This window comes from Paenibacillus sp. J22FR83, assembly GCF_059691955.1.
The window spans coordinates 244,679-265,300 of sequence record NZ_JCAUAM010000012.1 but is presented as its reverse complement, the minus strand read 5'-3'; the positions used below and the strand labels follow the sequence as shown (position 1 = coordinate 265,300).

General features: G+C 44.3%; 20 protein-coding genes and 1 riboswitch. Of the genes, 14 read left to right on the top strand and 6 right to left on the bottom strand.

Features of this window, described 5'->3' with window-relative positions:
• Positions 1-317: 317 nt before the first annotated feature.
• Positions 318-1,061, bottom strand: a complete 744-nt coding sequence (locus AC58PV_RS22575; protein WP_497434704.1) for a MerR family transcriptional regulator — start codon at positions 1,059-1,061, stop codon at positions 318-320.
• Between the two features lie 89 nt (positions 1,062-1,150).
• Entirely contained in the window at positions 1,151-2,029 is an 879-nt protein-coding gene (locus tag AC58PV_RS22570) for a LysR family transcriptional regulator (protein ID WP_497434703.1), read from the bottom strand.
• Between the two features lie 112 nt (positions 2,030-2,141).
• On the opposite strand from AC58PV_RS22570, the gene AC58PV_RS22565 reads away from it, so the two are divergent.
• The 4 genes from AC58PV_RS22565 to AC58PV_RS22550 all read left to right on the top strand — a co-directional run bounded on the left by AC58PV_RS22565 (position 2,142) and on the right by AC58PV_RS22550 (position 5,285).
• The gene (locus AC58PV_RS22565) at positions 2,142-2,543 is read left to right on the top strand and encodes a tautomerase family protein (protein WP_497434702.1); all 402 of its coding nucleotides are present in this window, start codon (positions 2,142-2,144) and stop codon (positions 2,541-2,543) included.
• Positions 2,540-2,872 carry a carboxymuconolactone decarboxylase family protein gene (locus tag AC58PV_RS22560; protein WP_497434701.1) on the top strand — a complete coding sequence of 111 codons (333 nt, stop codon included), beginning with the start codon at positions 2,540-2,542 and terminating at the stop codon, positions 2,870-2,872. Before AC58PV_RS22565 ends, AC58PV_RS22560 begins: the two co-directional genes overlap by 4 nt.
• A 145-nt stretch (positions 2,873-3,017) precedes the next feature.
• Entirely contained in the window at positions 3,018-4,100 is a 1,083-nt protein-coding gene (locus tag AC58PV_RS22555) for a Gfo/Idh/MocA family protein (protein WP_497434699.1), read from the top strand.
• Positions 4,101-4,373: 273 nt separating this feature from the next.
• Entirely contained in the window at positions 4,374-5,285 is a 912-nt protein-coding gene (locus AC58PV_RS22550) for an RNA polymerase sigma-70 factor (protein ID WP_497434698.1), read from the top strand.
• On the opposite strand, the gene AC58PV_RS22545 is transcribed toward AC58PV_RS22550, so the two are convergent.
• The 4 genes from AC58PV_RS22545 to AC58PV_RS22530 form a co-directional block, all read right to left on the bottom strand.
• On the bottom strand, positions 5,274-6,371 hold the full coding sequence (locus AC58PV_RS22545) for a GerAB/ArcD/ProY family transporter (protein ID WP_497434697.1): 1,098 nt from the start codon (positions 6,369-6,371) through the stop codon (positions 5,274-5,276). The genes AC58PV_RS22550 and AC58PV_RS22545 overlap by 12 nt on opposite strands.
• A 23-nt stretch (positions 6,372-6,394) precedes the next feature.
• Complete coding sequence (locus AC58PV_RS22540; RefSeq protein ID WP_497434695.1) at positions 6,395-7,552, bottom strand: Ger(x)C family spore germination protein; 1,158 nt, start codon at positions 7,550-7,552, stop codon at positions 6,395-6,397.
• Positions 7,549-8,997: a spore germination protein gene (locus AC58PV_RS22535; RefSeq protein WP_497434694.1), complete on the bottom strand. Its 1,449-nt coding sequence runs from the start codon at positions 8,995-8,997 to the stop codon at positions 7,549-7,551. Before AC58PV_RS22535 ends, AC58PV_RS22540 begins: the two co-directional genes overlap by 4 nt.
• A gap of 146 nt (positions 8,998-9,143) precedes the next feature.
• A complete protein-coding gene (locus AC58PV_RS22530; protein ID WP_497434693.1) occupies positions 9,144-9,623 on the bottom strand; it encodes a carboxymuconolactone decarboxylase family protein in 480 nt (159 codons plus the stop codon).
• Positions 9,624-9,771: 148 nt separating this feature from the next.
• Here AC58PV_RS22530 and AC58PV_RS22525 point away from each other — a divergent pair, with 148 nt between their 5' ends.
• From AC58PV_RS22525 to AC58PV_RS22480, 10 genes are all read left to right on the top strand, one after another.
• Complete coding sequence (locus AC58PV_RS22525) at positions 9,772-10,617, top strand: ATP-dependent DNA ligase (RefSeq protein WP_497434692.1); 846 nt, start codon at positions 9,772-9,774, stop codon at positions 10,615-10,617.
• Positions 10,618-10,806: 189 nt separating this feature from the next.
• Positions 10,807-12,294 carry a spore germination protein gene (locus tag AC58PV_RS22520; protein WP_497434690.1) on the top strand — a complete coding sequence of 496 codons (1,488 nt, stop codon included), beginning with the start codon at positions 10,807-10,809 and terminating at the stop codon, positions 12,292-12,294.
• Positions 12,287-13,408 carry a GerAB/ArcD/ProY family transporter gene (locus tag AC58PV_RS22515; protein ID WP_497434689.1) on the top strand — a complete coding sequence of 374 codons (1,122 nt, stop codon included), beginning with the start codon at positions 12,287-12,289 and terminating at the stop codon, positions 13,406-13,408. Before AC58PV_RS22520 ends, AC58PV_RS22515 begins: the two co-directional genes overlap by 8 nt.
• Complete coding sequence (locus AC58PV_RS22510) at positions 13,405-14,529, top strand: Ger(x)C family spore germination protein (protein ID WP_497434688.1); 1,125 nt, start codon at positions 13,405-13,407, stop codon at positions 14,527-14,529. Before AC58PV_RS22515 ends, AC58PV_RS22510 begins: the two co-directional genes overlap by 4 nt.
• A 55-nt stretch (positions 14,530-14,584) precedes the next feature.
• A riboswitch (FMN riboswitch) is annotated at positions 14,585-14,731 on the top strand.
• A 192-nt stretch (positions 14,732-14,923) separates the two neighbouring features.
• Positions 14,924-15,832, top strand: a complete 909-nt coding sequence (locus tag AC58PV_RS22505) for a DMT family transporter (RefSeq protein ID WP_497434761.1) — start codon at positions 14,924-14,926, stop codon at positions 15,830-15,832.
• Between the two features lie 98 nt (positions 15,833-15,930).
• Complete coding sequence (locus AC58PV_RS22500; RefSeq protein ID WP_497434687.1) at positions 15,931-16,731, top strand: sugar phosphate isomerase/epimerase family protein; 801 nt, start codon at positions 15,931-15,933, stop codon at positions 16,729-16,731.
• 30 nt (positions 16,732-16,761) lie between these two features.
• On the top strand, positions 16,762-18,117 hold the full coding sequence (locus AC58PV_RS22495) for a TrkH family potassium uptake protein (RefSeq protein ID WP_497434686.1): 1,356 nt from the start codon (positions 16,762-16,764) through the stop codon (positions 18,115-18,117).
• Positions 18,118-18,349: 232 nt separating this feature from the next.
• Positions 18,350-18,949 carry a TerD family protein gene (locus AC58PV_RS22490; protein WP_497434684.1) on the top strand — a complete coding sequence of 200 codons (600 nt, stop codon included), beginning with the start codon at positions 18,350-18,352 and terminating at the stop codon, positions 18,947-18,949.
• A 39-nt stretch (positions 18,950-18,988) separates the two neighbouring features.
• A complete protein-coding gene (locus AC58PV_RS22485; protein WP_068668240.1) occupies positions 18,989-19,570 on the top strand; it encodes a TerD family protein in 582 nt (193 codons plus the stop codon).
• A 231-nt stretch (positions 19,571-19,801) separates the two neighbouring features.
• Positions 19,802-20,545, top strand: coding sequence for a TerC family protein (locus tag AC58PV_RS22480; RefSeq protein WP_068668238.1), 744 nt, complete (start codon positions 19,802-19,804; stop codon positions 20,543-20,545).
• Positions 20,546-20,622 lie beyond the last annotated feature (77 nt).

Below are 20,622 nucleotides of genomic sequence, written 5' to 3'. Positions count from 1 at the left end.
GGCTGAAGGCTGAGTTGCACGCGTATCTATAGGAAGTTTGTGAAGGAGCTGTAGCGCGTTTGCGCTTAGCTCCTTTGTTGTTGAATCGCCTGACGCATGCAGTCTGGTGAGGTCAAAGATGCGAAAGAGCACTTATTTTCACATGAAACGACGGCTCAGCGAAAATAAGTGCAGATAAGCATCCTTTTGAGGTCTTATGGGCCAAATGGAGGGTATGAGGGCCGAAATAGTTGCCTTTATGCACGCATTTCTGATCAGAGAGGTGAAAACGCGGGAAAAGGTTGCACTTTTGCACTTTTGCTCCCACAAGGTCCCCGTCATCCACATAATGACGCAGCAGCGACAGACAAATAATAAGCCAACCCCGTTTGCTGATCTTCCAACATTTTAAGATGAAAGTCATCACTTAGGAAAAATTGCGTCTGCGCTGCGAAATCCTGCACGGATAGCTCATGACCATGTTTATTCATAAAATCAAGATGGTTTAGAATCAGATTTCGAATATGCTCATCCGAATGTTTCATGCCGCTTCGCAAGGAACTCGCCATGTTCGTCATGAACGTCATAGCTTCAAGAGCTTGTTCATTCATTTCTTGGACATTCTCTGAGACGACTTCGAGCGAATCCATTCCATAGGATGTCTTTAAATATTGATTTTGCTCAGTCAATGCTTGGTTCCATGCATCCTCATTATCAAATCCTTTGAACAGTTCCATCGTATCCATCGTTTTCCCTTCCTTTATACAGTAGATTGAGTTGCGTAATGTTTGAATGATGGTGTCTAGTGAGTCCTTGCGACTAAGGAGCAGCTCCTCCTGCTGTGAAAGAATGGATAGCCGCTCTGCATGATGATCCATCATGTCTTTGATAACGTCTAGGGAGAAATCCAATTCTCTGTAAAATAAAATCTCTTGCAAGCGTTCCAGCTCTCTGGGTCCATACAAACGATAGCCTGCTTCGCTTATTTGGTTGGGTAGAAGGAGACCGATCTTGTGATAATGATGAAGCGTTTTGACGGTGACATGCGATAACTCCGAGACTTCTTTTACCGTGTACAGCATAGGTATTCCTCCTTTCTTTACGTAGCTTAAGGTCTGACCTAAGAGGAGAGTCAAGCATATATCGCACTATTTTTTTGATCGCCAATCTTTCAATCGCCAATGCCCTTTCTCAACAGTTCTAAGAACAGTTGCTTATGCGAGAAGGGGACTGCATGTAGTCCACGCAACTGTAAAATCCCAATGGGGATGACAGGTTCATCCCATGCAACATCCACCCGCACCACTTCTGGAATCATAGGAGTCGAGTTCAAAACGAGACCCACGGCAAGCGTTTCTTTTGCAAAGTAAGGGATGGCTGAAATTTGGCTTATAGTATGTAGATTGGGAGGGGGCGCCTCGTAATGCGAGAGCAGCTTAGCTATTTGCGAGTAATAGAGACATGTGGGTCCGCCAGAGATAAGGGGATACTGAAGAAGCTCACGGAAAGTAACCTGATCGCATTCCAGTAGTGGATGACTTCGATCGACGATAACCGTTATTGTCTCTTGATACAGTGTCTCGAACAAGAATGGCGACGAATCGGAAGGTTCACCGCAAATAGCGAAATCGAGATTTTTTTGGATAATCAATTGTGATAGCCCATCCGTATTTCCTAGCGTCAATTGGCAGGAGATTCGTGGCTTGCGTTCGTTGAATAGCCGCATCGTAGCTGGGAGTAGTGTCTGCATAGCAGATTCAATTCCACCAATGTGCAAGTTGCCGATCTCATCATCCTGCAATGCTTTGGCCAGTTGGGTTACATCGTTCCAATGTTGAATGAGTTTATCAATCTCCAACGCGAATCGTTCCCCTGCGCTCGTCAGTTCGACGTCCCATCCTCTGTTGAAAAGCTGCACCCCGATTTCCTTCTCTAATCTTTGCATTTGGTTCGATATCGTGGATTGCGCATAATTCAATTTCTCCGCAGCTCGTGAGAAGGTTCCCTCTTGAAGGATGGTTTGGAACGTAATTAGTTCTTTTAAATCCAATCTCCCCAACCTCCATCCATAAAATCGATTAAGATCATTCATTTATTCCATTATATAGATCAAGACATACGGAGTACAATGTAGCTATCTCATTGAGGGAGTGATGCAGGGTATGCCATTCATAAGAGTCAGCTATTCCGAGCACCAGTATGATAGTCATAAGTTAGGTCAGATCAGCCGAATAATCGGGAGTGCGCTAGTGGAGTACTTCAACGTACCAGAGGATGATAGGTTTCAAGTGTTTCATTCTCATAAGGAGGGTGAGTTTTATTACAGTCCAGGTTATTTAGGGGTCAAAAGAAGTGATGGGCTGCTTTATATTCAAATTACTCTTAAATCGGGGAGGACAACTACGCAGAAGCGCGATTTCTACAGAGCATTGGCTAAACAACTATCCACTGAGCTTCCCATGCGGCAAGAAGATGTGTTCGTGGTCCTGGTTGATAACGAATTTGAGGATTGGTCGTTTGGCGACGGAGAAGCTCAAATGCTCAAGATTGGTTGTGACGTATGAAGCATCGGGCAATCGTTTCTACCGCAAGGAAAGCCTACGGTGAATTGGCACCCGCATTCGTGGACTACTCGGAAGACGTGCTTTTCGGAGATCTGTGGCGAAGGGAGCAGCTTTCGCTGCGAGATCGAAGTTTAGTTACGATTGCGGTGCTGGTAGCGGGAGGGGCGACAGGGCAACTTCCATATCACTTGCGTTTGGCTCAAGAGAATGGCTTATGCACAGAAGAATTAGTGGAAGCGATTACGCATATGGCTTTCTATGCAGGATGGCCTCGTGCAGCTTCAGCACTTGATTGTATAAAAGAGATTGCGGAGTCGATAGAGCGGTAAGGTAGTGAATGTCGCAATCTTACACATGGGATGGCATCAATATGAACTAAAAATTCCTCCTTCTATATGCTATTGTCAATCTATATTGAAATGAAGCGGAAGTTCGGACTTCATACACTTTAGATAGAGGGAAGGATTGACGACGATGAGCAAAAAGCTGCGTATCGGGATCATTGGAACTGGAGGCATTGCTAAATCTCATATAGCTGCTTATAAAAAGCTTGACTATGTGGAGATTGTAGGTGTGGCAGATGTAATCTCAGGCAAGGCATCAGCATTCGCGCACACGGAAGGATTAACGGACACGGCTTCATTTGATAGCCATACGGAGTTATTGCGATTGGAATTGGATGGGGTAAGCATTTGTACGCCGAACATTTCTCATCACGTAACGACTGTGGATGCCTTGCGCGCAGGCAAGCATGTTCTACTTGAGAAACCGATGTCAGTGACACTTCAAGAAGGTATTGATATGACACAAGCGGCGAGCGAGAGCGGGAGAATGCTAACCTTAGGTTTCCAGCCTCGCTATGATCCGAATATGAAGCTGCTGCAAACGATTGTGCAATCTGGGCGACTTGGCAACGTCTACTATGTCGAGACGGGAGGCGGGCGCCGTCGGGGGATGCCAGGCGGGACATTCATCAGTAAACAGCTTGCTGGAGCAGGAGCGATGGCGGATATTGGTTGTTATTCGTTAGACATGGCGCTTAATACACTGGGATATCCGCGCCCGGTAACGGTGTCTGCCTTTACGTCTAACCATTTCGGAGTTAACTCCCTGTACCATCCAGAAGCAAGCAAGTTTGATGTGGAAGATTTCGGTGTTGCGATGGTGCGTTTCGAGAATGATCTTGTGCTGCAATTCAAAATATCGTGGGCCATGCACATGGATACTCTTGGAGCAACGATGTTTCTCGGTACAGATGCGGGACTTAAAGTGACGCCGGCCGGTGTTGGGCCGTGGTCAGGCGTATGGGATGGCTCCGTAGGTTCCATCACGCTATTCCATGATGAATTCGGTGGACATACCTCGACGTCCATTCCAGTTGTGGAGCATAAATTGAATCTATTCGATCAGAAGGTACACGATTTCGCTGAAGCGGTGCGGGATGGTCGACCAGCGCCAATACCTGGTGAGCAGATTCTTATCCAGCAGGCGATTATTGATGGTGTGCTGCGTTCTGCCGCATCCCGTCGTGAGGTATCGGTGGAGTTGCCGCACTGAAGATGTTGTATATACGAAATAAGAAAAGCAGCCAAGTTGGCTGTTTTTTCTTATTTCCTGCTGGTTCATGTCCTGCTGGTGAATGTCCTGCTAGTGCAAGTTTCGCACTTCTCCTGTGCGCCAAGCAAATAGATGAATTTTACAATTAATACAAGTTGTGAATTGTTCTTTTTACAAGTTACATGTCACAGATGAGCATCCTCATTTGTCTTATCAAAGAAGACTTGCTTGTCTCAGAATGGCCGAGGTTTCTCTTAGGAAAGAAGGGGAGTTATGATGCAAAGTTTCACGATGGATCAACCTATAATGAATATGGAGGATTTGTATACATCCTACCAACCTTATTTATTTTCCATTGCATATCGGATGCTTGGTTCAAGGTCGGATGCAGAGGATATGGTACAAGATTTGTTCCTCAGTATTCATGGTCATATCCATGAGAATATCCATAATATCAAGTCCTACTTAAGCAAAATGATGATGAACCGATGCTTGAATGAGCTAAAGTCAGCACGGAGAAAAAGAATTAGCTATGTGGGGAATTGGCTGCCAGAACCGATGGTGCAGCTCAATGCGGATGGTCCGTTGGAGAGCGCAGAGCGTCATGATACGATTTCTTATGCTTTTCTTATTCTGATGGAGAAACTGACTCCTTTGGAGAGAGCCGTGTTTATTCTTCGCGAAGTGTTTGCTTATGAACATAGTGAAATTGGTGACATGTTTAATAAAACGGAAGTGAATTGCCGCAAAATATTCAGTCGAGTCAAGAAAAAGGTAGACTTATCTTTAGAAAAGCAGGCTAATCCATCCACCCGTCTGGTGGAAGAAAAGGAACTTGTGGCCCGTTTCATTTCAGCCATTACGAATGGCAACATTGAGTCCTTGGTGGATATGTTAACGGAGGAGGTCACGCTGATTGCAGATGGTGGAGGCAAAGTATCCGCAGCGATTCATCCTATATATAGGAAAGAACGCGTGCTTAAGTTGTTGCGCGCAATCTCCGACAGCCGATTCCCTGCATCGAAAGCACAGCTTGTTAAGGTCAATCAACAGCCTGGCGTATTGTTATCGCAAAATGGTGTGTCAACAGGCGTCATTTGTTTTGCATGGGAAGAGCAGACCATGGCGATTGAACGAATTTATATTATTTTGAATCCAGATAAACTACAGCATCTAGCTATTTGAGGGTTTAAGGCGCAGTCGTATACCCCCAATTGCCCATAAAATCAAGGGAATAACAATGTAAACAGCAGGGTAAAAGATGCTAATTAGAAACCTATTTTTAAGTGTAAACGAAAGCTGTAAATGGTGTGTGCTATAGATGACGTATACCAACAAGACGAAAGCCATAACATACGAAATCACCTTCCAATTGTGTATTCCTGACCACTCCGACAAACCATAACTAAGGATAAATAAGCAGACGGACAATTTTATGAAAGCACCTAGCAGCCAGAGCGGGATGAAAAAAGCATCGATATTTTGAACAAAATTAAGAATGGATATGAACTTGGTTAGCGAATAAACAGGGACATTTAATTTAGCAGCCACGTTAGGTCCGGTTACAAATAGAAGAACTAGCGTGGCTAGTACACCCCATACCATTGCAACGCCTGTTCCCCATAGGATAGCTCTTGCAGCAGTGCGCTTATTTTCAGCGAAAAAGAACAGCATGAGAATGATCGAAGGATCCATCATATAATTGTAAGAACGAAACGTGCCCTCCAGAATGGCGGCCCACCCTGAATCTGCATAAATGGGCAGAATGCGATTTACCTCCATATCCTGAGGATTCAAGAATAGTTGGACGAACAACATACTAACGAAGAAGGGCCCAATCATTTCGGCACAACGGCTAATTGTCGTAATCCCACCTTTATAAATCGCGAAGGCAAGTAGCAATATCATACACATAACGATGACGGTCATCGGTGTGTTATGTACGAGTACTAAATTGACGAACTCGGCTGTGCCTCTCAAGATGGTTGCCATCTGCATAAACCATAGTAGGAAATACACCGTGACGATGATTTTCCCAAGGATAGTGCCAAGCAGGTCTTTCATGAAATTGACCAATGTTTTATTCTTGTTCTGCAGGCAAACTCGGAGCATCATCCACGTCGTAGCCATCATGATAATGCCGCCGAGTAGGATAGAAATCCAACAGTCCTGACGTGACTGCTCCGCGGCTAATTGGATGGGGAGGTAGGAAACTACGATGATGGAAGAGATACTTACCAACCAGAACATTTGATAACCGCTTACTTTCATACCCCTCGTGTCCCCTTTCCATCTTATTCCAATTGGACACCAAGCACTCCGACTGATCTGAGTTGTATATTCGCTTGGACATTGGCTTCGACTTTCTTGAAATTCCCGTCCCAGTCGTCCTTTTGCGATCTCCACCAGTATGGATATTTGCGATGAAGATAGGCGCCGATACCAAAAACATCGGATCCCCATTGCTGAACTTTGTCAAATGCAAGTTGTAATCTGTTCTGGATCTGTTCATTAAGGTACTTCTTAACCTCTTCCATGTTAGTTACTTCGGACATATCTAGGGAGGTTGTGTTTTCCAATAGATAGGCTTGTGCTTTGACCTTTATGACCACCTGTCGCGGATCCTGATTAGGGACAGATTGAATATGACGCCTAATATGGGTTAGTCGAAACGAGAGGACGCCATTGCCGTTCTTCCATGGAATAGTCATGCCTATTGAGCTGCCTTTCCCAGACAACCAAACAACATCTTCCCCTTCAAAATTATCCAGCAAGCCAGCGACTTTCAGCTTATTGTTGACAACAGCGTACCCGGATAAGGCAGCTAACGGATCCGCTTTCTGGGTGTTCACCTTCATGTTTTTGATCTGGAGAACCGGTACAAGCGAGGAGGTTTCCTGTGTTACGCTATCAATAATAAATTGCCTAGTAGAGAAATTCTTCAAGCCGTTAATATGCAGTTCCTTGCCAGCCGCGATGCTCGATAGATTTTCCATAGGATGCTTAATCATAAGGAACTCTTTGGCATTGTTTCCTTTGATCATGAAGGTAACATCACGTTGATTGTTAGCAGGATCTCGCCCCAGTTTATCAAATAATTGGCTAACGTCATTTTTGTTCATAAACTCCTCGCTAATCGCAATCAGGATGCGATGACTCGTCATTAATCGACGAGACATCTCCTTCTGTACTTTTTGCGTGGCTTCATAAACATCTTTCCCTTTGGCCGACATAACGATAAAGCTATCGGAATCACTAGATCCGTTTTTAAATGAATTCATTTTAGAAGGGATTGCGATCTGGTAACTAACTTCCATATTCCCGTTTTCCGCATGATCAATCGCTGTCCCCATGACGAAAGCCAATTGATTCGGTTCTACGAAATCTGTGCAGCTAGTCAATAGTATAAGGAGGGACAATGACACGCATAAGTGAAGGGCAACGCGAATCATGTTGAACGTCCTTTCTTGTTGCGGCCATTCTTGATCCAGAAGGGATAGCGAATAAGTAGATCTCTAATCCGTTTCCCGTCGAATGGAGCTACAGGACTTAAATACGGTGTTCCGAAAGACTCAAGTGATACCAAATGGATCAACAAGAAAATAATGCCGAAAGCAAAGCCGACAAAGCCTAAGAACCCTGAGATGAGCAGCATCAGATACCGGATTAAGCGAAAAGGGAGTGTGGCGCTGTATCTGGGAATTGTATATGCCGCGACCCCTGTCAATGATATGACGATGATGATCGGCGTGGAGATGATACCGGCTTCGACAGCCGCTTGTCCGATGACCAAGGCACCGATAATGCTGACAACTGGCCCAAGTTGGTTAGGGAGATGAACGCCAGCCTCTTGCAAGCCATCGAATATAAACATCATGAGGAACACCTCAATGACGGTAGGGAAGGGTGTATTTTCTCTGGCCGTTGCGATACCTATCATGAGATAACTCGGGACCATTTCGGGATGGAATGTGGAGAGTGCCACGTAAATTGCAGGCAAGGCGAATGAAATGAACGTCATGATGTATCGGATCACTCGGGTGATGATGACATATATGAACCGCTCAAAGTAGTCGTCTGCGGATTGAAGACCTGACCATAGTGTAACAGGAAGAATGAGGACAAAAGGGGTTCCATTCGTGATAAGAGCGACCTTTCCCTCAATTAAGCTTGCCGCAGCGATATCGGGCCTCTCCGTGTTCTGGATTTGCGAGAAGATGGAGAAAGAACTATTCTCAAGCCATTCTTCGATATACGCAGAATCAATGATACCGTCCATTTCGATTTTACCGAGTTTATCTCTGACTTCTGTTAAAACATTCTCATCTGCAAGCCCCTTCATATAAGCAAGGATCACATCAGTTTGCGTGTATTTGCCTATTGTAAAAGATTCCATTTTGAGAAGCGGGTGAATAATCCTGCGTCTAATTAACGTGGTATTCGTGCGGATATGTTCCACGAAGCCTTCCTTGGACCCACGCAAGGTTGCTTCCTTCATCGGCTCTTGTATCCCTCTCGTCTCATATCCTTGGACTTGAGCGATGAGGGCAGAAGCTTCACCGTCTACGAATATAGCTAAGCTGCCGTGCAGAATATGGTTGACCACATCCGGGATCAATTGGTCAGTCTTGATGTCTGTTAACGGCAGCCACTCGCGTCGGAGCAGTTCAGCAAGCGACTGTACGCGATCAATGCCTTGCGGCAAGCCGCTGAAGATTAAGGGCTTCAGCACGTTATCTTCTATGCTTTGCAGGCGAGTCATGCCATCCAAGTAAACGAGTAAAAGTTGGGTTTCATCCATTAAGGTAAAGGATCGTAACACAATATCGGAGCAATCCTGGAATTGTTCGCTGAGATAGTCTTTATTCACTTTCATGCTTGTGCTAATGGTGTCCAAAGACGATCCCCTCCCGTGTTGCCGATCTCAGAGATAGTATGAACAGAGCCGAAAGTGCTTATGCAGAATTTGGCATGAATGCGGAGGGGGACATCGGGAAATAGAAAAAGAACCCTTCGCAGGGTTCTTATTAGCTTTCTATGAAATTAGCTCAAACCAGCTTTCGTTAGTCCAAATGCAACATCTGCCGAACCTGGTACGTTCTTGAAAGCGACGTTGATGCGATTCCAGGCATTGATAGCCATGACGGAGAAAGTCAGATCTGAGATTTCTTTTTCGGAGAACTGACCGCGCACGCGATCGTACAATTCGTCAGGTACACCATGTTCAGGAAGTTTAGTCAAAATTTCTGTCCAAGCCAACGCAGCTCGCTCACGGGGTGCAAATAGCGTGGATTCACGCCATATTGCGATGTGGTAGAGGCGAAGCTCGTTTTCTCCATGGATCTTCGCTTGCTTCACGTGCATGTCGAGACAGAATCCGCAGCCATTCATCTGCGAAGCTCGGATGTGAACCAAATCGAGAATCTTCTCTTCAATCGCACTATCCTGTTCCGCGGTGCTAAATTCCAGCATTTTTTTGAAAAGCTCAGGTGATTGCTGCATATAATTTAAGCGTTGTGTCATAAGTGATTACCTCCTATTTGTTTTGACACTTATAAGACAACTGAGGGCATGTATGTGTGACATCCATTCGGATGTTTCCCGTGGGAAACAGTTACCAATAGGCAGAAGGTGTCTAGTGAAGTATCATTTAATACAGGGTGATAATCATATGTTCATTTCTCCTATGATGCTGTACAATGCCAAGAATAATCAACCATTCAACAGCAAGAATCATATTTCGGAACTCAAATTAGATGGTTTACGATGTATTCTTTCTAATATGGATAAACTATACGTGTACACGAGACACAATGACTTAATTACGTACAAATTTCCTGAGTTATTACAATGCCCTGTCCCGGAAGGAACCATACTTGATGGTGAGTTAGTTGTGCTGGATGATCAAGGAAAGCCCGATTATGAAGCGATGTCTGCGAGATTTTTATCTCCCAGAAATAAGAAACCTGTGGTTTTTTGTGCTTTTGACATTATGCGATACAAGGGCATTGACGTCACGGGTTTAAGCTTACTTAAGCGCAAGGAGCTACTGGATTTGGCTTTTAAGGAAACGGAAAATTATAAGAAGATAGAAATGTTTGAAGGAAACACAATCGATTACTATGAGCAAGTTCGCGGCAGAGGGCTTGAGGGAATTATAATAAAATCCATAAGAGATAATTCGATTTATGAAATAAACAAGCGCTCCATTCGCTGGCAAAAGGTTATAAACTGGACGTATGCCGATGTGTACATTTCTGGGTATAGGAAAAATAATTTTGCCCTATTAGCCTCTATAGATCGGGCAGATGGTTCCAAGGTGCCAGTAGGCATTATTGAATCAGGCGTATCCCTTCTTCATATGAAGGCCATAGAAGGTGTGAAGAGGCGCTTAGTCTTCAAAGAAGACAAGAACTTTGTTTATATGGAACCTCGCATTATGGCCAGAATTAAGACGAGGAGTTGGACGCTAAGCGGGAGACTGCGCTCACCGGAATTTATTGAATTTGTCATGTGAATAGGAAGAGGCTGAAATCACTAAGCAAGATGAGGTGAGTTCAGTCTTTTTTTCGTTGAGCAAGTATCCATACATTTACATAATCGACAAGGATCTAGCACAGAATAGACATACAATTGATATGTCAGGATTATGGTGAGCCCGGCCATGTTTTCTTTGAAGAATAAACGATGGGGATCCAACCCCCCAATGAAACAGCCCAACATGAAGGAGAAGATTTCATCTTTTCACTTCGTGGCTGAATTGGCGCAAATGAATACACAATTTCAAGAAGCGTTTCGCATGTTTCCGGATTTCGTGAGCAAAGTATCGACGAATAAAGTTTCGTATGGGGTATATTATCTCAGCCATTTGGTGGATTCCGAGCTTCTTATCGAAGAAATTCTGAATCGACTAACGGAGATCGAAGATAGGCCTTCATCGGAGGATTTGATTCATATAGTTCCCATAGGGCAGCTGTTGCCTGACGATAATTGGTACCACATGCAGCAGCATATTTTGCGAGGTTGGACGTATATCCATATCCATGGGCATCCACTTGGCATTCTGGCGAATACCGCGAAACGCAGAGAACGAGCTTTGGCTAGGCCGGAAAATGAGAGTCAGATTCTAGGTCCGCAAATTGCTTTTACGGAAAATATAGAGACGAATATAGCGCTAATTGGGCAATATTTACCTAACCCTGATTTATGCGATATCGCCATGAATAAAGGTGAGAATACGCAAACTGACGTTCGCATACTTTATTTAAGCAATCGAGCTGATTTAGAAATGGTTGCCCATATTTATAACAGTATTGATGCGTTACAGCTTGAAGCGATACTAGATGCAACGGTTTTAGCACAGTGGCTGGAAGATAATCCAAGCTCGATTTTCCCGCAAATGATTACCACAGAAAGAGTAGATCGGGCTATATTCCCTCTATTGGAGGGGAAGGTTGTAATTACCGTTAGCGGTAGTCCACATGTCATTATTTGCCCCAACACTTTCTTTGATTTTTTCAAATCCATTGAAGATTACTATTTTAGATGGGTTACGGGAATGTTTTTCCGAAGCTTGCGCATTGTCGGTATTGCGATCTCCCTATTTGCTACGGCAACGTATGTGGCTGCACTTACGTACCATTACGAGATTATTCCACAGGCATTGCTTGTTCCCTTAGCGCAATCCCGTGCAAGAGTACCCTTTCCTCCGCTCGTAGAAGCGCTAATGCTGGAAATGATCATTCAGCTTTTAAGTGAGGCAGGTGCAAGGCTGCCTTCCAAAGTAGGTCAAACGATGGGGATCGTCGGCGGTATCGTCATTGGACAGGCAGCGGTACAAGCTGGTTTCACGAGTAATATTTTAATCATCATTGTGGCATTAAGCGCGCTGTCATCGTTCACAACACCAGTGTTTGCCATGGCGAATGCGATTCGAATTATTCGGTTCCCCATCATCCTATCCGCGGGCATCATGGGCGGCTTAGGGATTGCTGTCAGCGTAGCTTTATTAATCTTACATTTGCTGAGGCAATCAAGCCTGGGCCAACCGTATTTCTACCCTCCCTACACAGTTGCAAATACCAATAAACGAGATGGCCTTATAAGGGTCCCCTATCAGCTAGCCCCGAAACGATCCGTATTTGCTAATACGGGGCAGAGCACCCTGAAGGGAAACAAGGATATCGATGAGTAAAATACAACCATCCTATATGTATAGCTCCTTTTTACTCATGTTTATCATCCATGACGCTCAGGTGGGCGTAGGGCTCCCTAGTTACCAGAGAGTTGTGTTCGGACTGGCAGGACATGATGCCTGGATAGCGTCCCTGATTGCTGGTCTTCTAACGCAGCTCGTTGTTTGGTTGATGATTAAAACTTTAGAAAAGTTCGAAAATAAAGATCTCTATGATATTCATTTGTTGATCTATGGGAAAATGATCGGTCATGTCGCTAATATGATCTATTTGGTTTATTTCTTAGTTGCAACGATCATTGTATTGCGCAATTACGTCGAAATGATTCAAGTCTGGTTATTCCCGAGCGCTCCCCAATGGCTGCTTTCTTTATTGATTGCAAGTGTCGTATTTTATGGCGTAAATGGGGGCTTAAGAACGATTGTTGGCGCATGTGTCATGTTTGTATTTTTAACGGTTTGGCTGCTCTTTCTTCTTTATTTTCCTTTGAGATATGCAGAGTGGACCGGTGTATTGCCCCTACTCGAAACAGATGTGAAACATTTGTCTAAAGGGGTGCTTTCCATGTCTTTAACGATGGCTGGGTTTGAATTCCTTTATTTTATTTATGCCTATGCCAAAGATAAGTCCAAAGTCCAACGGTATTGTCAATTTGGTATTATGAGTGTCACTTTTGTGTATACAACCGTCATGTTTGTTTCTACGGTGTTCTTCAGTGGTGGTGAGCTTCTGAAGACGGATTGGGCGACGTTTACCATGTTGAAAATTATTAAATTTCCGTTTCTCGAACGATTTGAATATATCGGAGTTAGTCTGTGGCTCTTAGTGATTCTTCCGAATCTGCTCATGTATAGCTGGGCGGCGACGAAAGGCCTCAAACGTACATTTGCCTGGAAGCAGAAATACTGGTTGTATGTCTTCATTGGCGTGGTTTGGATGGCTTGTTCTTTCATTGACTCTCGGACTCAGGTGGAAGCGATGAATGCGTTTTTTTCAAAATGGGCGGTCTATATCGTTTATGTATATCCTGTGATCTTGTTTGGAGTGGTCCAACTCTATGTATGGAGACAAAAGAATCGGAAGAATAGGAGACAACCCGAGGTGATTACGTGAAAAGAATCAATGTCATTTTCTTTGTAATACTTATCTTCGTTACAGCAGCCGGTTTGCGTTTAGAGAAAAATGTGGTAGAGAAGCTAGGCATGGCCATTGCCGTGGGGTACGACCATGGGGAAGGTGATCATATCAATTCTACCTATGTGCTGCATCAGATCGATCCGGTTTCCCAATCTTCCGTTATGACGATCTCCGCTGAAGGGATGACAAGCAAAGGTGCTCGTGTCGCTGCGAACCGCAAATCGAATAAGAAGATCGTCTCAGGTCAACTGCGGGTCGCTGTCTATGATACTAAGCTTGCTCAGACAGGACTTCTACCCTTGGTAGATACCTTATTTCGAGACGCATCTATCGCAAGTACCGTGTATATGGCTGTCAGTAAAGACAGTACAGAAGATCTCTTAAAACATAAGTATCCCCAGTTCCCTGATGTAGGTACCTTTATCGTAGACAGCATTCAGCAGAATATTATGGATGAACAGATGGTTTCAGGCACACTTCATGAATTCCTTTCAGCTTTATATTCGATGGCAGATCCCATGGTACCGCTTCTACAAAGAAAAGGTGATACTGTGGAACTGAAAGATGTGGCTGTTTTCCGAGGGGATAAAATGGTCGGCACAATCGACCCCAAAGAGGCTTTCTTCCTCAAGACGATAAGGGATCGCTATAAAGCAGGGAATATCGAACTGTCGTTGGACACGAATCAATTGGGGGATATCGCGAAGAATGTCAAAGATAAGACCGCACGAGTAGTTATCGAGAATATTGCTAGTGATAGCACGAAAAAGCTCATTAGCCAAGATCCGCTTAAATTTCAAATTAATATTAAATTGAAAGGGATGCTGACGGAAACGTCTGCGCCGTTCGATCTCGGTCAAGCTGAGGTTATTCAAGCTCTGCAAGTGCAAGTGAATAAAGAATCGGAAGATCACATTCAATCTTTGCTCCAAAAATTAACTGATTTGGGTTCGGACCCGATCGGATTTGGAGAAATATTTCGCAGTCGCGTGTACCACTCGAACCTAACGAGCGATGCATGGCATGAGATGTATAAAACTGCAACGTATGATGTACATGTTGATATGCGAATTGTGAGATTAGGGCAGATTCAATAAGTTATAAAAAGGTTGCCAATTAAACTGTAACCTGTTAGTATACACTTAATCGAATATGAACCTTCGGGGCAGGGTGCAATTCCCTACCGGCGGTGAGGATACCCGTGTGTATCTAAGCCCGCGACTCCCGGCCAGCAATGGTTGGGACTGACTTGGTGTGATTCCAAGGCCGACGGTATAGTCCGGATGAGAGAAGGTGAAGAACAGCCTGTTGAATTGCGACAATTCCATAGGTCTGTTTGTCAATGCCCCCGTCATTCACTTGAACGGGGGCATTGTTCTTCGAGAAGGTTCAATTCAGAACGTTCTCTAGGAGGTTTTTGAATTGGAAAATGTAGTGAAGTTTAGTAGTAAGGGAGCGGCGTCTCAGGGCTTAAGCTCTCGTACGAAAGGGATGAGTGGGATCTGGTATGTCGCGCTTGGCGCAACCCTGTGGGGACTGGATCCGCTGTTTCGCATCTTGTTATTGAAAAGTTTTACCTCGGCTCAAATCGTATTTATTGAACATGTGCTTCTGGCTATTTATGCTGTGCCAGTGTTGTTGAAGTATCGCCGAACATTAATAGGTAAGCTAACACTTGGCGTCATTGGTGCGCTGCTCTTCATCTCCTGGGGCGGATCGGCCATTGCAACGATTCTGTTCACCGCGGCTTTCTCTCATGGGAATGCCAATGCCATCTTGCTTCTACAGAAATTACAGCCATTATTCGCTATCATTTTAGCTCGTGTGTTGCTTAAAGAGACATTGCCGTCGAAGTTTTTCAACTATATCGGGATAGCGCTGTTAGGTACGTACCTATTGACCTTTGGCTTTGGTTGGCCGGGCATGGGCATGAAGGATTTGGGAACGATTAGCTGTTTATTTTCCATATTGGCAGCTGTTCTATGGGGTGGTTCCACCGTGATGGGGAAATACTTGCTTCAGAAAAAGTTGGAATTCCCTGTCGTGACCTCACTTCGGTTCTTGTTGGCACTTCCACTATTAACGATCGTATTATTGGCAAGCGGCGACAATTGGCGATTGAACGGTTCAAGCACTGAACTGGCGATTATCGCGATTAATTTGCTGTTCCAAGCCTTTTTCCCAGGTCTAATTAGCATGCTGCTATATTATAAAGGTTTGTCCTCCACCAAAGCACTCTTTGCAACGCTAGCTGAACTTGCCTTCCCTGCGGTAGGCGTCTGTGTGAATTGGCTTGTATTTGGTCAAACATTAACGCTAGGGCAGTTGTTCGGATTTATACTCATCTGGTTGACGTTGTGGTTTATGAGTCGGCAGAGTCAGTCGAATCAGCTGAAGTAAAGGTGGATTAGGTCCGAAATTTGTACTAGTCAAATAATCTAGGATGATTTAAGCTTGACTCATTGTTATGGTGTAATGTGATGAGGAGGGCTTTTGTTTTGGAAATTAAACTATTTAAAGCATTGTGGGGCATGGAAGGTTCACTCGAGTCCCAATTTGAGCGTATTGCTGGAGCGGGATATGTCGGAGTTGAATCCCCTATGCCTGCACTTGAGGAAGAAGATCTCTTCCGGAAGCTGTTGGAAACGCACCAACTGGACTATATTCCGATGGTATTTACGCAAGGTCCTGATCATATAGCTTCTTTTGCTGAGCAAGTGGCACGTGCGGTTTCATTCCGACCAGTAAGCATTACGTCACATAGTGCGAAGGATTCGATGCCTTTTGAAGAGCAAATTGAATTCTTCCGTGAGGCGGTTGAAATTGAGGGGAAATACGGGATTGCCATCGGCCATGAAACACACCGCGGTAGAGCCTTGTTTAATCCATGGGAAACGGGCAAGCTGCTAGATGCTGTTCCTGTAATCAAGTTAACAGCTGATTACAGCCATTGGTGTTGTGTTACCGAAACGACCCTAGAGAGTCAAGAAGACAACCTGCGCAAATCGTTCTCACGTGTTCAGCATATTCATGGCCGAGTAGGCTATGCACAAGGACCACAAGTGCCAGATCCAAGAGCGCCAGAGTATGCAAACGAACTGCAGAGGCACATGAGCTGGTGGGACAGCATCGTCCAAGCGAAGCAAGAGGCAGGCGTAACGACTATCACTTATACACCAGAGTTCGGACCTCCAGGGTATTTGCACACGTTGCCGTTCACGAACCAGCCTGTTGCAGATTTATGGGATGTATGCCTTTGGATGGGAAAACATTTCAAAGGACACTATAAGAGTATCTAACCCTATTACTCTTAGTTAAAGGTATAATCCATGCTCAATAAACTTCAGAAAATGCCAGCATCAAGACTTATCGTTATTGCTTATTTCATTGGCATCTTTCTTATCGCCATTCTTCTTAAATTACCGATCAGTTTAAAAGCGGGCGCCACAATTTCCTTTGTGGACGCCCTCTTTACATCTGCTAGTGCTGTCAGTGTAACAGGGCTGACAACGGTTAGTATCACGGATACGCTTAGCAATTTCGGCATTGGCGTGCTCATCGTTGCTTTTCAATTCGGCGGGATCGGCGTCATGACATTGGGGAGCTTCTATTGGCTGTTGTTCGGTCAGGAAATCGGCTTGCTGCAGCGTAAAATGATTATGATTGACCAGAATCGCAACAATTTATCTGGTTTGGTTCAGTTAATGCAGCTCGTATTGGCCTTTACACTGATGCTAGAGGCAATGAGTACATTGGCATTTGGGTTGTATTTCTACTTCAGAGGAGAGTATGGGTCGATTTGGAGTGCCCTATACCACGGGATGTTTCACACCATATCGGCGTTTACGAACGCCGGTTTTGATCTTTTCGGCAACTCATTGCTTAATTATTCAAATGACTATTTCGTACAAGCACTTACCATGTTTTTAATCATCTTAGGCGGGATTGGCTTCCCTGTTCTAGCGGAGTTGCGAGAGTATTGGTGGGGCGGGCATAAGAATTTCCGGTTCTCCCTTTATACCAAGCTGACACTCGTTACAACATCTGTATTGTTATTGTTTGGAGCCATCGGCTTTTGGCTGATGGAGCGAACGCATGCTTTGGCAGGAATGAGCTGGCATGGGAAAATACTTGCCTCACTCTTCACATCCGTCACATCGCGCAGCGCGGGACTTACAACCATTGATATATCTACGATTACAGAGGCAAGCTTGCTGCTTGTTTCTATTCTAATGTTTATTGGGGCAAGTCCATCCAGCATGGGGGGCGGGGTTCGAACGACGACCGTAGCCGTTATTGTGCTGGCCCTTATCGCGTATTCGCGCGGGGAGAAAGAACCGAAAGTTTTCGGCCGTACGATCAGCCAAGAGGACTCGCTCAAGAGCTTTGTGTTTTTCTTAACGGGTATTGCCCTGCTACTCGGAGGGGTCTTCGTTCTGTTACTCGCTGAGCCCGATCGTTGGGGAGTGTCCGCTATCCTATTCGAGGTGGCGTCAGCCTTCGGAACATGTGGTTTATCCACGGGAATCACCGCAGACTTGGGTACCGTTAGCAAAATCTCGCTTATCTTGCTCATGTTTATCGGAAGAATCGGTTTATTTCTGTTCTACTCCTTATTTACGAACGGGAACGGGAAGAAGAAGCCTCTAATCCGATATCCAGAAGAAAAGCTCATCATTGGATGAAAGAAATGCCCCATTGGAAATTTTTTGAATACGACTACTTATAAGATGTTATAATAAGATGAAACGCAGCCTAGGATCGTCCTGTGGCTGTTTTTCTTTGGAATTCCGGGGATTTTGACTACTAAAGTCGAATTCACAAATAATTTACCCAGGAAAGTGAAACGTGTTTGAATTTTATGCGTATCAGATAAGGGAGTTCACTAAAACAGGTAAGCGAAGGGAGGTGGCCTCGTTGACAATCAATTTAGTCAAAGGTCAGAAGATTGATTTAACCAAAGGTAACGCAGGTCTATCTAAAGTTGTGGTTGGATTGGGTTGGGATCCTGCTGTTGTTGAGAAGAAGGGGTTCTTCGGCTCCAAGAAATCAGCAGTTGAGATTGATTGTGACGCTTCCGTCATTCTTTTGGATGAAAGAGGAAAAGTAACGAATCAGAAACATGTGATCTACTTTGCTAATCTGCAAAGCCCTGATGGTTCAGTCGTTCACTCTGGTGACAACCGTACCGGAGATGGCGATGGTGACGATGAGACGATTTCTATTAATTTAGGACAAGTTCCCGCTGATGTGAGTAAAATCGCATTCGTCGTGAACATTTATGACTGTGTGAATAGAAAGCAAGATTTCGGTCTCATTCAATCCGCTTATATCCGTGTATTGAATGGTTCTAATCAACAAGAGTTGGTTAAGTTTAACTTAACGGATGACTATTCAGGCAAATCATCGCTTATTGTTGGTGAAATTTACCGACACGGCAGCGAATGGAAATTCAGCGCAATTGGTGAAGGAAGTACAGATACAACGATTGGACAATTGGTCAAAAGATATCAATAATGGCACAGCCAAATCCTATATAAGAGAGAGGTATTTACCATGTCTATTTCATTATCTAAAGGTCAGAAAGTCGATTTAACGAAAACAAACCCAGGTTTGACGAAAGTTCTTGTTGGCCTAGGATGGGACACGAACAAGTACGATGGCGGTAAGGATTTCGATTTGGATGCGTCCATTTTCGCAGCAAATGCAGCTGGTAAAGTGGGCAACGAATCCGATTTTATTTTCTACAACAACACCAAAAATGCAAATGGTTCTATCGAGCACAAAGGTGACAACCGTACAGGTGCAGGCGATGGCGACGATGAAGTTATCTCCATTGATCTAAGTGCAGTTCCAGCAGAAACAGAGAAAATCGCATTCTGCATTACCATTCATGATGCGGAAGCAAGAGCGCAAAACTTTGGACAAGTTTCCAATGCTTATGTACGTGTAATAAATGAAGGATCTGGCGCAGAATTAATTCGTTTTGATCTTGGCGAGGATTTCTCCATTGAAACAGGTGTTGTGATCGGTGAACTTTACCGCAATAACGGTGAGTGGAAATTCAGTGCGATTGGCAGTGGTTATAGAGACGGACTAGCAGGTTTGGCACGTGATTATGGTTTACAAACTTCCTAAGATGGAAGTCTAGCATAATAGGGTGATGCTTTCTGGATGCATTCAGGTGCATCACCCTTCCTACTCTACTTAATCAATTCAACTCATGAAATGGTGTTCACTTGACCAGCTTTGTTGCGTTATGGATTGGAATTCAATGATCCGAGTAGACGAATCGTGTAATCGGTGAATGAGATAGATGAGGATAGATCGCACAAAGAAGAATCGTATTTAAACAGGGGGTCCATCTACATGTCAGACTTTTTCAGTAGTTTTGTAGACAATTTCATGAATTTCTTTAGTTGGGACGTGCTCTCAGCAACATTAACGGATCCCGTAAACTGGGGGATTATCGGTACACTTGTTCTTCTCGAAGGCTTGCTTTCGGCAGACAATGCGCTCGTGCTTGCTGTCATGGTTAAGCATTTACCGAAGGAACAGCAGAAGCGAGCTTTATTCTATGGTTTATTAGGAGCTTACATATTTAGATTTATCGCCATTGGTGTGGGTACGTTCTTAGTGCAGATTACCTGGATTAAGGTAGCCGGTGGATTGTATCTCCTGTGGATTGCTTATAGTAACCTCTTCATGAAGAAGCATGGCGATGATGGAGGGGAAGTTAAGAATAAAGGTCTTTCCTTCTGGCGTACCGTTCTTGCAGTAGAAATCATGGATATTGCATTCAGTGTCGATAGTGTTCTTGCCGCATTTGGTGTGAGCGACAAGGTGTGGGTATTGTTCTTAGGTGGAATCTTGGGCGTCCTCATGATGAGAGGCGTGGCGCAAGTGTTCTTGAAGCTCATTGACAAGATTCCAGAATTGGAGAAAACAGCATTTATTTTGATTATCGTCATCGGTCTCAAAATGATTGCTGGAGCTTTCGGTTTCCACATTTCACATGTTATCTTCTTCTCCGTCATTATTGCTTTGTTCGGAGGAACTATTATTTTGAGCTCACTTCGTAAGAGAAAATCTGGATCTGTCAAAGGATCTTAAATCACATCATAGGTGTAATCATGGGCAATCCCTCCGTTAAGGAGGGATTGTTTTGAACTAAAGAGGGAGGAATCGGC